Source organism: Bradyrhizobium sp. USDA 3256 (assembly GCF_054058275.1).
In genome coordinates, this window is record NZ_JBSSAE010000002.1 from 5,437,404 (window position 1) to 5,450,723 (window position 13,320).

The window sequence follows — 13,320 nt, forward strand, 5'->3', positions numbered from 1 at the left end:
GTCGGACACTTCGATGAGATACAAACTCACCAACAGGGAGAGCAGCTTCGCCGCATACATTGTTGATCGCGATGGCCACATTGCCAATCGCATCGACTTGCTTTGCATCGACGAAGCAGCCGCTAGGGAAAGCGCTAAAGCCCTCGCTAACGACAATCAGATCGAACTGTGGGACGGTGATCGCCTAATTGCAGAATTCAAGCCGATGAAGTGGTCGCGCTTAAACCGCTATGCCATAGACCCAAGAAGGAGCAAGCGCTTGGGCCAGAAGTAACAGCTTTGCCAATTTCTGTTGGACCCTTCACCGGCGTGGTAAGTTGTTTTTCATCACCGGCCAAGGCTCTGTTCGTGGGCGTCGGTGTGACCGAGAGACCGAGCGCGCTCCCGCCTGCACAAGGGAGCGTGGCTATGGCCGACAGACACCAAATTTATCGCGTCTATGACGACGCCTTCGCAATCAGGAAGCAGCAAGCCTGATCGAGAAGTCAAGCAGCGCTGCTTCGCATCGCCCCGCCGGACATATTCCTAGGCCCGTAAGTCACAAGAGCCGTCTCCACGAGATAAAGAGTGCCCATCTTGGGTCGCGTCTCCAACGGCGTAGAGATCGTTGGAACCAACCGCTGTCACCCGCGTACTGGTCTCTGATCAGAGGTTTGGTCATGGACGAGCCACCATCCGAACTGTTCGCGCGGCAGAAAGGGCGATGGCCGAAAGCAGAGTGTTGTCGGATCAGAACCGCTATGCGAACGCCTACAGCGCTTTGACCGGACGCTCGATGATGGACGACGACCAGCTCGACAGGCGCCGCAGCCGCCACTACCGCCGGGTTCGAGAGGGCGCGATCGGAAAAGTTGCGAATGCCGGGACCTGCATTCCTCATGCGAGGATGGATCAGCCAATCACCTCTCTGGATCAAGCACCGCCGGCGCCTCAAGCGCCCACCCCCGCACCTTCGCCAAGCCCAAAGCCATAGTGCCAACAAAACGAGGTAGTCCGCGAGGGCGCCCCGTCGTCAGCTTGCTCCTGATACGATTGAGCTCGCGCTCCACTATGGGATCGCTCGTGGCGACGGTTCCGGCGCGCACCGCACAGCCCCGCAAGGCGCGCTGGGGTCGTCTCATGTAGATCTGCCAGCGCGGTGTTCCTGCGATGATTTCAGTATCCGCATTCTGCGCAGTGCTTGCTGACGAATTTTATATTGCGCCCCTATCGCAACGAAATCGCCATCGAGACGCTGGTTTCCATTGTCGGAATTCGCTTAAGCCCTCGCAGCGAAGATATTCGAGATTTATCCACCAGCGCTTTTCGTGAGGGTTATAGGTTGCGAAATCATGCTATGCTGCGGGTATCGCTTTGCAAATCGCGGCGATGTAGTGCCGTACCTCAGGCGGTCGATCGCTGATGTAGTGTGGGTCACAAGAATCCTGCTTGTTCATTGAACCAGCGACAGCTTGCAGAGTACTGCAGGCAAGCAAGATGAGATCCAGCAACCCTGTTTGGGCTGCCATCATAATTCTCCTCCCGCGAGCCAGCCAGCGCCTGCCTTCCTCACAGGCCCGCTAAGGTTGCTGAGGCCGCTCGACAAAAAATGCCGCCTCAGTTGGCGGCCGTTTTCATGTGGTCCGTTGTGTCTCTGATAGCGGCACGACAGCGGACATTACCAGAGGTCTGAGTTGTCGCTGAGTGCACTATCCAGAATTGGTCAAGTGTACCGACCCTTGTAAACTCTTCTGGCGTGACGTGGGGTGTCAAGCGTAACGTTGTACAAACTGTTCGGGCGGGGAGAGACGGATGATCTCTGCTTGTTGGTTTGCCGTTTGGATCGCGTGCTTCGGCTTCGGAATAGCCGTGGTGTACCGGACAGGGCTCCGTATTGAACGTTGGTCTCGCACTCTCGGCTTGGCCTTCCTCGTACTCATTGGCCCTTCAGTTCCGATCTTAGCTTGGCTCGTCGCCGGTCAGATCGTAACTGTAGAGCAGGCCAGTTGCGAAGAGTTAGACCCAGCGGCGGACCGACTGAACGGCATGTCATCATCCGAATTTCGCGTGCGCTGTATTGCAACCCAAGACAACTCGGAATGGCTTGCTCGTCGCAAAATATGAAAACTGGCAGCACGTCGCCATGGGTCCCTCAACTTTAGCTATGCCCCGTTAAGCGACCGAGGTCGCGTAGCGCTGCAATATGTCGCGAAGGGGCACACGCGGTAATGCCCTCGCGGATTGTAAAGGCTTTCGCATGGTCGCCAAGCCCGCACCCGGATCGTTCCTCGGCCAAGGCCGAATACCGGGCCGGTAAGCCGCTTTCTATTCGTTTCGTGGGTCCTTCTTGCTCAGACGGCGAAGACGAAACGTGTGCCCGTGTAGGAGCGCAGGATCTTGTTCGGCATCTCGGCCTTGGCCATTTCGTAGAATGGCTCACCAGTGCAGTGCAGAGGAATGACGTAGTCGATTTCGATAGCCTTCAGCGCTGTGATCGTCTCGCGCACATAGTCCTCCTTGTAGGGCGCGAGGTGGAACCCACCGATCACCGCATGAACCTTGCTGATACCCGAAGCTGCTTGGGCTTGTTTGATTGCGTTGATTACCCCGCGATGGCTGCAAGACGTCAACACGATCAATCCACGGCCTTTTAGATTGAATGCGGTGGCGATCTCGTGCCGGAACTGGTCCGGGATGACAGTCTTCGTCCGTTCGTCCTCCGGAAGCTTGTCGGCATAGCATCCAATGCCGTGATCCACGCCGATCTTCATGGCGCTGGGGGATAGCAGCTTCTCAAAGCTCGTTTGACCGATGTGCCCCGTGGTGAAGCCGTGATCGGCGACCAGTGCCGGCCCTTCCGCATAGGTCACCGCAACATTGGCGCCTTCCAGTGCCTTGCGATCCAAGGCTCCGAAGTCGCCGCGCACCGGCGGAGCCGTCCATTCGCGGGAGCAGAATGCGTCCTCGCCCCCGACGTAAATCGGTAGCTTGGCTTTCAGCTTGCCGTTGTTTTGTTTCAGGAAACCGGCGAGACCACCAAAGTGATCGTAGTGACCGTGGCTCAAGACAAGGGCATCCAGCGCGGCCGGATCGATGCCTACGAGATTGGCGTTGTTGACGAGCGCGTCTGGCGTGAAGCCGAAATCGACCAAGACATGTCGTGTTTCGCCGCCGTGCCGTGTCTCGACGTGCATCGACAGTCCGAACTCACTGATCAAGGTTTTGCCGGGCGGCTTGGTACCGCCGATGCCCCAGCCGAAGTGTTCAATCTCAACATTGGAAACCTTCCGGCTCGGCGCGACAGCGAATTGGTAGCTATCGACGAGAACGCGCACTGCCACACGATCGACCTCCGGAACGTTACCGGCGACCGTTTCTGCGCGTACCGGTTTTCCGCTGCCGATCAGCGTCGCCACGATGGCGCTGAACAAGGCAGCACCGCCGCCGCATACTACATCGCGTCGATGAATTGCGTTGCATTGGCAAATTTGCATGATCAAATCCTCCCTTTGCGTGGCCTTTGCTGCCGCAAGGCATCACGCCGGAAACGCACTCCAGGCGGAGGCGTTGGAGTGCCGAACACACCAGCGTCTGGCAGCCCGCACACCGAGGATTGGATGCATCCTATCCCGCGCGGGAAAGTGTGGCGAGTCGCATCGGTCCGGTTCGGGTTACAAGGCGATATCCCTGACGTCGGTTGCGTGTCTGCTTCGCTCCTGAAAGTGGTCGTTTCAGATTTATGAGAACGCGCCGATTGACCAATCGATAGCGCGGCTCGCCGCCCTAGAGACAACTCCTAGCCACTTCCCGCATGTCTGATTCCGCGGGAAGATGCGCCATGGCTCCGAAACACCAGCCACCCCCTCGCCGGCCGCCGTCCTATTCGCATTGGCCGCACCCTGTCCCGTCGCAAGCAGTGTTGCGCTCGGTGACCGGTGGCAATGCAGCAAGGCCGGACTTGTCTTCACGACTTGCCGCCAGATCCCGCCGGCTTGATCGGCTCGCCATTCGGGCCCGTCCGTCCGCCGAAAACCGATGTCGATTTTACCAGGGTCGTTAGGAGATCAGCAACCAGAGCGGCGCACGCTTTCCTGTGGGACGGGACCGTTGGGGACGAAACATGGCGGTCCGTTTCGGGAGGAGCTGGCGTGCGGCCCTGGCGCCGGCTCTTCTTCCAAACGTTTGTGTGAGCCAAGCAACAGTCGTTTGGCGCAAAGCCTGCTAGGCAACCGATACTGGGAATTTCAGGGCCCCAGCGCTGGGAATGACAGGGCGCCGCCGGGACAAACCATTTCGGGCCCGGCGGCGTACTTTTGAGATTTGGCGACTGCGCGCGTGAGAGGCGTCTCCAGGATGAATGGCAATAAAAACGCTACCAAGACTATGTTGGTCGCGCTGGCCATCGGCATTGCGGTATGGGCGACGATGGGCGCTCCCCAGCCGGGCACAAATTCGACCGTTCACCTCGCCAGCAAGCGATAAGCCCAGCGGCACGGACGATGCAGTTAGATTGACGCTGGGGATTTCAGTGTCCCAGTTCAGGAAGGAAACGCCGCCGGGCGTGTATTTTTGAGACCGGCGGCGTCTTTTCTTGGAATTATTCCGATGATCCACACGGGTTTCGTGAAAACAGCAAAGACAGTAGCTAGTGGCCTTCACCAAAACCCGATTCCGAAATCTTTAATAAATTCGGACCAGCCTCCCATCCGCGACAGGGAGGTGTATCATGCGTCACCATGACTTCGTGTCCGATGGATTCCTCGCGCTAATCGCGACCTGCCTTGTGCTGTTGTGCTCGGGCCTGCTCGTTATCGCATTTAGCTAATCTGACCTTGGCACCCTCATCGTTCCGCATGCTCCTAGGGGCCGCTTGGGGACACCCCGCACCGAGCATAAGCGCGCCGCATTTTCGTCACGCAAAAACGGCTGGCCTGCTCATCCAGCATTCACGTTCAACTTCCTACAGTGTGGGGTGCCTTAGATTCCACGAGAGGAAACCATGAAGCTTAAATTTGCACTTGTTGGACTTGCTGCGCTCGGCAGCCTTGCTGCGGCAGGAAGCGCGTCGGCGATGCCACTCGCCACGCTTTCTCCCGCTTCAAACGTCGAGAATGTCGCCGTAGTCTGCGGCCCGAACGGCTGTGTCCGCACGGCGCCCGTCTACAGGGGGTACGGCTACGGTTACGGCTATCGTGGCTACGGCGTCCGTCGTTACGGATACGTGCACAGGGGCTACGGTTATCATAGGGGTTACGGCTATCACGGCGGTTATCGCCGCTGGTGATTTCGCGCAAAAGCCCGTCGGTAGGATTGATCTGCATCACTCGCGTGTGTTGACCGCCCTGCTACCGCTGTGTTGCTGGGATTACAGGGCCAGCTGGAAGGCCGCCGCCGGGGACGCAGCATTTCAAGCCCGGCGGCGTACTTTTTGGGATCAGATCCAGGCCGTCGCCCAGTCAGGCAGATGATCCGGAAGCGGCTTATCGAACAGCGGCACCCATCACAGCAAGCCCCGCGCCTTCGATAGCGCTCTCTGCATACTCGACTTTGCCTTCCCATTCGAAATGAAAGGCCGACAAAAGCTTGCCCCTTTCGGTGCGTGCTCACCGTCTGGGCCGGCTTCTTATTAATGGAACAGCAACGTCGTTTGCATAAGATGCAGTCCACTCGCTGCAGGACGCTCGAAAATGACCGAGTACGTCATCAGGGAAGTTGGCCTTCGCCAGTGGCTCGTGTTTGCCGATCGGCGAAGCATCGCTTTTTGCGCCGACGAAGATGAGGCGGTGAAGGCCATGACCGAGCATAGCGCGCGCCGCGGTCGACAGCCTGAAACAATGGAGATTGCGTTAAGGGGAAGTCCGCCGGCGTGAACCGGTGGGCTCCTCGCGCCTTCACGCTAGGCTAAGTTGACGGCTGCTACGGCCATCGTCTGCCTTAGCTTGTAGGCCAACCTTCCTTGCCGATGCAGTCACTGTTGGGCCATTCTTCGCCTTCATCTTCGTACCGGTTCGGCTGCGGCATCGTCTATTCAGCGAGCCAGGAACGCAGCGCAACCCATACGAATACTTCCGGCGGGTCGTGATTATGCCCCGACGTCAGCTGTCATTATCGAGGATCGAACAGCTTCTGCTGCGTCGTCCTGGATTTGACCCGGCGAGCGATGCGCGGACGTTCTCGATCAGTGCGTCCGACTATGCGGGGTTGGTTCTGCTCACGCCGCTCGTGAGGATTATCTCCAACGAGGCTCCAAACGTGACGATTCATCTACTGCCTCGTGCTCGCGACGCCGCGCGCGTGCTGCAGACAAACCAAGCGGACATTGTCATCGAGCCGATCGAGCTCTTCGCACCGAACGACTATCCGACGGCGTCGCTGCTAAGCGATCGCTGGCTCTGCGCCGTCGATGCAAATCACCCCGACGTCACAGGCGATACGTTGACCGAGACGCAGTTTCTCGAACTTCCGCATCTCGTCTACGGCATCGGAGACGATCGGCAGCTGAACCTCGCCGACCAACATCTTGCCAATGCCGGCGTGCAACGGCATATAGAGGTGACCGTCGAAAGTTTTCTGTTGAACCCATTTCTCATCAAAGGGACGCGGCTCGTCAGCCTCGTGCTGGAACGGGCGGCCAGGAGATTGATTGGCACGGTCGATATCAAGCTGCTGGAGTCCCCAATATCTGTCCCGGACATCCACGAGGCGATGTACTGGCACCCACGCCATACGACCGATCCAGGACACAAGTGGCTAAGAGAGAAGCTGCTTAACGTCGCGCAGCAACTGGATTGAGGCTCATCCGCGCTCACATCCTGCATGGCGAATGACCTTGCACGATCCTTTCGCAAGCGTGCCTCCACCTCCGCGGGCTAATGCGATGCATGTGGGTTTATGGTGCGCTCGGAGGGCGCTCGCATTTGTCGCGCTTTCAATGACTTATCGGAAGCAGCGAAATGGTTTGGAACATTTCCGGCACTTGGGAGCCTTTTGGGTAAGCCGCCCAACGCCCTTAGGTCGGTTAGCCGATTAGCGGATTTCTTCTCCGCGGGTTGCAGGTTCGAATCCTGCCGGGATCGCCAGTCAAGATTTCACCTGCTTTTGTTTCAATGACTTACGCTGCTTTTTGGCAAACTGGGTTTTCGGTTTGCCAACGCCTGTTCTGGAAATGATCTTTGCCCCAGCGCTCTCGGCCAACCTGATGCGGTTCGCCTCTTCGATGTATCGCTGCGCTTCGCCGATGGTTTTCCATCCATGCCAGGCCATCAGTTCCGGCGCCGTCACGCCGTTAAGGGCATGCCGAATCGCGGATGCCTTGCGCAACCCATGAGCGCGTCCAGGAACGCCAGCTTCAATGCAGCGGTCGGCAAACCAATTGCCGAATCCCGCCGCCGTGAATGGCTTGCCTTTGTCCGTCGTGAGGAAAGCGAGCTGCGATGCTGATTGTAGTTCCAGTTCGGCCACAAGGTCAGGCAACAGCGGAATGTCAAACGCGACGCCCGTCTTCTGACGACGCATCGAAAGCTTGCCCCCCTTCACATGCTGCCGCCCCATTCTGACGATATCGGAACGTGCGTGCCCGGTTTGCAGGAGGACCTCGAGCGCAAGACGGGCTTTTGTCCCTGACGCATGTCTCGCCCGGTACTGAGCAATCTCCTCCTCGGACCACGCGTGGAAGCCGCCGCCGCTCTGCTTAAGTTTGACAAGCTTCACGTCCTTGAGAGGATCTTCGTCGATCATCTTCATGGCGAGGCAGTGATCAATCCAACCGCGAAGCGCCTTCATCCAGTTGCGCTGGGCCGCGGGGGATTTCTTGTTGAAGATATTCTGCAAAGCAGTGCTATGCATAAGCGCGACACGCTTGTCGCCATGATCATTCCGGAAGCTCTCTAGAATGGCTTTGCGGCTTGTGCGCGTGCTTGGGGCGAGGCCATCCTTGAAGCCAGTCGATTGATAATAGCTCACGAGCGAGGCGTTCACTGTGCCCGCTACGGTTCGTCCGGAGCCTATTTGCACCGGTCCCCAATCTTCTTTAAGGCCCCTCTCTCGCGCCGCCATAAACTCCGGCGACCAGGGCAGTCCGGGGAGCGGCACACGCTTCCGACCCGGTACCCGAAGGTAGAAGCGCGTCTTGCCATCGTGGTCGATGAACTCGTGCGTGTACTTCGGGTTCTTTCGCTTCACTCGACGTCGTCCCACTCATTGCTGGACTTCTCGGGATCAGCGTCGGTCGCCTCGCTTGTGTGCACGACGATTTTTCCATCGCGGCCGATCTCAATACGATGAACCGACAGGCCAGCGTTGCGCGCGGCCTTTGCCGCCTTGGTGACGTCGGTCTGCTTAAACGCCTGAACACCGCGCGACATTCTTGTTCCTCAAACCGCCCTTGCGCACTTAACGGCGCCGGCAGGAGCACAAATCTACTAAACGGCAATATTCTTCGAGTGAGCGAATTGGAAGACGAGCATCGCGGTGATACACAGGTCGCCCACAGGTATTATTTCGGCTGAGAGCAAATTCAATAACTTAGAGCCAAGAACAAAACGCGTCGTTTACTTGACGGGACCTGTTGATTGTCGGGTGGAGGCGAAGATTCTAATTGACGGCAGCGCCAATCGGAACCACGCCGGACCACTGATTCAAATCAACTCTCCCGCCCATCGGAAATACTGACGATCCCACAGGGGGACCACAAGGTGGCGCGAACGGAGCAGCGGTGCCACGTCGAAAGCCCGCACGGCCAAAGGCCGGCGGGCTTTCTGAGGGTCGGTTTAGCTCAGCCGTTTAGAGGCGCGCTGCCGCTCGTGCCGATGCGAGCGAGGTCAAATGCGACGCCCTGCGCCATGTACGGGCGGAAGTAGGTGCCCCCGTTGTGGGCACGGTCTTCGAACACACAGACGAGGCAGGCTTTGTAAACGACCTCGTTCATATCGCGCGCTCGGTACTCCGCGATTGCCTTGCGCAACGCTGCATGGGCCTCGCAAGCCTCCTCGTGAGCGCCCTGCGTGGCGTGGAAACTACAAGAGCGCATGTACGCCTTGAACTTCCCGTCCCATCGGCGCCACGCCCGTCTGTCGCTGGCATACTTCGGCTCTGGGTTTCGTTTCCCCCAGGCCCGATACTGGATGTACTCGGCGTTGTAGACATCGTGGGCCGCCTTCAAGGCTTTGTCGGCATCCCGGAGGGCCTGACCGAGGTCCCATAGTTCTTGACTGATGGCGAAGCCTTCCTTCTCGGAAGCCGCTGACGCGGGGTCGATCGACAATGCCACCGTCCCCAAGGCAGAGCCAGCGAGCGCGGCGGTGCCAACGAATGCGTTCATGATGAGTGATCTCCTGTGAATTGCCCCTGCCATAGGAATTGACGAGCTCGGACTTAGTTCGCGCTCGCCCTCGCCTCCCTGACATGCGGGCGGATGGCTTCCTGGAATCACTGGAGGTGCGGACAATTGTTTGCCGCCTGGGGCGGCGATGCATCGAAATGTCATTGATTAGACTCGCTGATTTGGCCTCTCACAGCCGCGCCCAGTGACGGACTGGGCAGCCGGGGGGTGAGAACCTGTCAGCGAGACAGGTCGGCGGCGCTTTTAAGCTTGCGCTCTGGACATGGCGCACCGCCCCCGGCATAATTGCCAGGTCGGTACGCCCGCCAAGGCGTCCCATTGCGCGTCGGAGCCCGCCAAGGCTCCTAGCGCCTCGGCAGCTCTCAATGGCGCCAACCATGAGCTTGCCTATCGCTGATCCGGGTTCTCACACCCACGGACAGATTTCCACCGATTAGCCGATTTGCCAAGCCCCTCTGGGGCGGATTTCGCGCGTCCTGCGGGTATATTGACCGACGAATCAACCCCTAGGAGCCATCGAGAATGACCCTTGAAGAACTGCTATCTAAGATCGAAGAGAGCGATGCATCGGAGTGGAATAGTATCAACCGACCCACGTTCGCGCAGGACATCCAGCAGGTCAGCGGTGGTCATCCTGTGCCTTGGGTCGAGATCGACGAGCATCACTCACTGCTCGTCTTGAGGACCGACCTTAGAATTTCGATCGCACTTGGGCTCACACACCTCGAAGACTTCCAGGAGGACTGGGCCACGAAATTTGCTGATCGAAAAGCAAGCTCAAGCTGGGTTGATTTTCGATACAACGGCGTTCCGGTCTTGCGAGAGCTACGAGTTCTAGTCGACGGCGCCCGCGCCGGCCTCCCCGTTCCTCAGTTCGGTAAGGTCGATATCCCGGAACGTCAGTACAATATCTGGCGATTGATCGATGCCGTAGTTGGCTCCGGCAATTTTGCTGACTACTTCAAGCGCGCCGGTTTGCAAACGGTCGACGTCTACTGGCCTGAGCCCGAGCGTTGATTTCCACGCATTGTTGCTTCTTTTTTCACTGCCCTAGGTATCACAGATGTCATCTCGAAACTGGACCTGCCCATTCTGCAACCGACCGCAGGTCGTCACTGATGGCCAATTTGCAGCAAGACACGTTTATCTGCCCTTGAAAGAGCACAAGTATGGATACGTCGGAACCCTAATGATTGCCTACGCCTGTGCTAATTTAGAGTGCCAAGAGGTATCGCTGATCTCGCATTTTGGGACCGGGCCCGAACAGTGGGAAGGGTTTCGAGTGACTGACATTATCGAGACCTACAACTTGCGGCCCACCAGCTCAGCCAAGCCGCAGCCGGAATTCATTCCGTCCTCGCTTAGAACCGACTACTTCGAGGCTTGCCTGATCCGCGACCTCAGTCCGAAGGCCAGCGCAACACTCGCTCGGCGCTGCCTCCAAGGCATGATTCGCGATTTCTGCGGGATCACCAAAGGAACGCTATTCGATGAAATAAAAACTCTTCGCCAACAGCTCGATTCAAATACGGCGGCCAAGGGTGTGACGCATGAGAGCGTCGACGCGATAGACGTTGTTCGCAAAGTCGGCAACATCGGTGCCCACATGGAAAAGGACGTCAATCTCATCGTCGACATTGAACCCGGTGAGGCTCAGATGTTGATCGAGCTTATCGAGATGCTGTTCGAGGAATGGTACGTCGAGAGAGATAAGCGCTCGCGAAGGTTGGCTGAGCTACAAGCTCTAAGTGCCCAGAAGGTCGCCGAGCTCGAGGAGGCAAAGCAAGGACAGATATCGAGCATCTCTTAACGACCTAGGCCGTTTCACGCGCACTCGCTCCGCATCCTATAAGCCGATTGCCGGCAAGCCGCCGAGCAGAACAGCGCGTCCGAGCGCGTGCTGGAGAAGCCGCCCTTGCAGGTCTGGCAGACGAGGAATTTGATGCGATTGCGAGCACGAAGGTCGCGGGCATAGCAGGCCTGGCACATGCCGCGGACGGCGTCGACCTTCACCTCTTTCCGGCAATCGATGCAATTGATCATGTTACAAATAAGCGTAGTTCGGAATGGGAACGACGCCTACCTGTAACATATCCTGCCCGGAATTGGAATCCCCGACTCTTGCCCTCGCCCTCCGGTTGATTCAGAATTCCCGAAGGTTTTCACCGGAGCTAGATGACAGTGACAGCCACGTTAACGATCGCGATTTGCTTCGTCGCCACACTAGTTGCCGTCCACTCGATCAAGCGCGCCGGCTACCGAAAGCGAATGACCGATAACGCAATGCGCTCGATGGTGGGCGTCGTGATGAACGAGCCCGCAAAGGCGTTCACTGTCGAGCCTTGATAATGAGCGTCGGCCACTGAGCCGCGCGGCGAGCCGCCTTGCTGTCATTCGCCGCGGGCCCGGCGCTGTCGGTGAACGTGAAGTCGATAGTCACGCTGTCAGCGACTTCCGGAATTCGCTTTAGGATGCGTTCCGCCTTGTCGTAGACGTGGCCACCCTTCTGAATGCGTAGCGTTGTCTTGCCTCTCGCACTGAGTTCGATCACTCTGGCGTATTCAACAGTATTGGTGATCCGAACCTCTGTCGGGGTATCCATGACGACCCGATGGGCGTCTCGATACTCTCCACTCCTGACCGGCGACAGGTCACGCAAGGTCTCAAGCGCCAAGGCCTTGATGGTCTCAAGCCGGAGATAGTCATAAACGATGATGCCACCGGGCTTGACTGCTTCCTCCGGAGCCTCAACACCGTCAACGTGGCGCTTGAAACTCGTCGGCTGCGGAGGCGCATTCATCACCTGCGCATGAGCCCGCTTCGCTTCCGCGACGATCTGCGCCTGAGTAAGATTGGAGACCTCGATAACGACGCTATCGAAACTCATGGCTAGCCAATCTGATCGAACGTAACCCTCACCTCCGCCAGCGCGACGACGAAGTTCGACACGTCGCTGTCTAGGCCGGGCGGCGCGATGCTGGAGCCGGCGCCGATCGGGATAACGTCGGCAGAGAAGCACGACACCGTGTCGTCCCGGAAGCTGCGTAGCCTAGACGCGACGGTCTCTGCGAGGTCGAGCGCGGCCGGCAAGCCCGACTGCGCAGGAACGAACACGTAGGCCTCGACGGTTGCTTTGTTCCTGTAACGATTATGCCCCCTGCCCCCGCCGAACTCGATCGGCCCGACTCCCGATCCTTCGTTGTTAAAGATGACGAAGCCGAAAGGCGCTGGATCATCAGGCAATGGGTCGGCCGGCTCACCATGCCAACGCAACGGAATGGTGATGCCAGAGTCATCAGCCTTGAGACGATCTCTGATCGCAGCCAGGGCTTGGCTCGATGTACTCATGTCACATGCCTTCTCTTTGCATCATGGCGGCCATCCAGCGGTGAAGCTAAAGGGAACGCTGTAGGCAAACGCAGTCGCCCCTAGGTTGGCCGTCAGATTGTCGCCGACTGTGGGACTGCCGTAGGGACTGAACGCAACAGCAGGCGCATATGACGCCGCGATCAGCGCAACTCCGCCAGTGTTTGTGGCGGGATTCGCTGTACCGTCTGCGTTCCAGTTGCCGCCGTTAAGTCGAAACCATATCCAATCGTTATCGCAATCGATCGCGACGCCGATGACGTTTCCGCTTGCAGAAGCAGCGCCTAGCGTTGCGACTGTGCCACCGTTAGTCGTGATGGCCCCAGTGCCTAACCAGACGCCGGAGCCAGCACCCGTATTTCCGTTCACACAGAAGAAAAAGCCGTAGCTCGCGTCCATGGCGCCAACGAAATCAGTTGAGCCATGCGACGCGCCGACAATGAATTCAAAGTAGTATTTGCCGGCGCTCTGATAGGAGGTCGAGGCGGCGCCGCCCGTGCTCGTGCTGGTGCGCGTGGCAGTCAGATTGCCGTTGGAGAGTGTGGCGTCGGAGAGCGTGCCAGGGTCGAAGGCAGAACTGACGCTGACAACGGGTGGAGGCGATGTCAGCGAGTTCACGCGACACTGTAGAATTG

14 protein-coding genes are annotated in these 13,320 nt (G+C 58.3%); 7 read left to right on the forward strand and 7 right to left on the reverse strand.

What is annotated here, in order from left to right:
- The first annotated feature begins 13 nt into the window (after positions 1-13).
- Positions 14-274, forward strand: a complete 261-nt coding sequence (locus ACVWY5_RS27640) for a hypothetical protein (protein WP_283088614.1) — start codon at positions 14-16, stop codon at positions 272-274.
- 2,056 nt (positions 275-2,330) lie between these two features.
- Here the strand turns inward: ACVWY5_RS27640 and ACVWY5_RS27645 are convergent.
- Positions 2,331-3,473 carry an MBL fold metallo-hydrolase gene (locus ACVWY5_RS27645; protein WP_028332770.1) on the reverse strand — a complete coding sequence of 381 codons (1,143 nt, stop codon included), beginning with the start codon at positions 3,471-3,473 and terminating at the stop codon, positions 2,331-2,333.
- Between the two features lie 1,505 nt (positions 3,474-4,978).
- Between ACVWY5_RS27645 and ACVWY5_RS27650 the strand changes: the two genes are divergently transcribed.
- The 3 genes from ACVWY5_RS27650 (at position 4,979) to ACVWY5_RS27660 (ending at position 6,771) form a co-directional block, all read left to right on the forward strand.
- Positions 4,979-5,263: a hypothetical protein gene (locus tag ACVWY5_RS27650; RefSeq protein WP_080666967.1), complete on the forward strand. Its 285-nt coding sequence runs from the start codon at positions 4,979-4,981 to the stop codon at positions 5,261-5,263.
- Between the two features lie 403 nt (positions 5,264-5,666).
- Positions 5,667-5,849, forward strand: a complete 183-nt coding sequence (locus ACVWY5_RS27655) for a hypothetical protein (RefSeq protein WP_028332771.1) — start codon at positions 5,667-5,669, stop codon at positions 5,847-5,849.
- 214 nt (positions 5,850-6,063) lie between these two features.
- Positions 6,064-6,771, forward strand: coding sequence for a LysR substrate-binding domain-containing protein (locus tag ACVWY5_RS27660; RefSeq protein WP_051376037.1), 708 nt, complete (start codon positions 6,064-6,066; stop codon positions 6,769-6,771).
- Positions 6,772-7,059: 288 nt separating this feature from the next.
- Here ACVWY5_RS27660 and ACVWY5_RS27665 read toward each other — a convergent pair whose 3' ends face one another.
- From ACVWY5_RS27665 to ACVWY5_RS27675, 3 genes are all read right to left on the reverse strand, one after another.
- Complete coding sequence (locus ACVWY5_RS27665; protein ID WP_051376038.1) at positions 7,060-8,160, reverse strand: tyrosine-type recombinase/integrase; 1,101 nt, start codon at positions 8,158-8,160, stop codon at positions 7,060-7,062.
- Positions 8,157-8,342 carry a hypothetical protein gene (locus ACVWY5_RS27670; RefSeq protein ID WP_028332773.1) on the reverse strand — a complete coding sequence of 62 codons (186 nt, stop codon included), beginning with the start codon at positions 8,340-8,342 and terminating at the stop codon, positions 8,157-8,159. The genes ACVWY5_RS27665 and ACVWY5_RS27670 overlap by 4 nt, the downstream gene beginning before the upstream one ends.
- Positions 8,343-8,752: 410 nt before the next feature.
- The gene (locus tag ACVWY5_RS27675) at positions 8,753-9,298 is read right to left on the reverse strand and encodes a hypothetical protein (protein ID WP_028332774.1); all 546 of its coding nucleotides are present in this window, start codon (positions 9,296-9,298) and stop codon (positions 8,753-8,755) included.
- Between the two features lie 543 nt (positions 9,299-9,841).
- Between ACVWY5_RS27675 and ACVWY5_RS27680 the strand changes: the two genes are divergently transcribed.
- The 3 genes from ACVWY5_RS27680 (at position 9,842) to ACVWY5_RS27690 (ending at position 11,665) form a co-directional block, all read left to right on the forward strand.
- On the forward strand, positions 9,842-10,336 hold the full coding sequence (locus ACVWY5_RS27680; RefSeq protein WP_028332775.1) for a hypothetical protein: 495 nt from the start codon (positions 9,842-9,844) through the stop codon (positions 10,334-10,336).
- 172 nt (positions 10,337-10,508) lie between these two features.
- Positions 10,509-11,129 (forward strand): DUF4145 domain-containing protein, encoded by a 621-nt coding sequence (locus ACVWY5_RS27685; RefSeq protein WP_456671714.1) that lies wholly within the window; start codon positions 10,509-10,511, stop codon positions 11,127-11,129.
- Positions 11,130-11,494: 365 nt separating this feature from the next.
- Positions 11,495-11,665, forward strand: coding sequence for a hypothetical protein (locus ACVWY5_RS27690; RefSeq protein WP_456671715.1), 171 nt, complete (start codon positions 11,495-11,497; stop codon positions 11,663-11,665).
- Here ACVWY5_RS27690 and ACVWY5_RS27695 read toward each other — a convergent pair.
- The 3 genes from ACVWY5_RS27695 to ACVWY5_RS27705 are packed head-to-tail and all read right to left on the reverse strand — an operon-like array spanning position 11,649 to position 13,303.
- The gene (locus tag ACVWY5_RS27695) at positions 11,649-12,206 is read right to left on the reverse strand and encodes a hypothetical protein (protein WP_028332777.1); all 558 of its coding nucleotides are present in this window, start codon (positions 12,204-12,206) and stop codon (positions 11,649-11,651) included. The genes ACVWY5_RS27690 and ACVWY5_RS27695 overlap by 17 nt on opposite strands.
- Before the next feature lie 2 nt (positions 12,207-12,208).
- Entirely contained in the window at positions 12,209-12,667 is a 459-nt protein-coding gene (locus tag ACVWY5_RS27700; protein ID WP_028332778.1) for a hypothetical protein, read from the reverse strand.
- A 21-nt stretch (positions 12,668-12,688) separates the two neighbouring features.
- Positions 12,689-13,303 (reverse strand): SPRY domain-containing protein, encoded by a 615-nt coding sequence (locus ACVWY5_RS27705; RefSeq protein WP_321176596.1) that lies wholly within the window; start codon positions 13,301-13,303, stop codon positions 12,689-12,691.
- Positions 13,304-13,320: the final 17 nt, after the last annotated feature.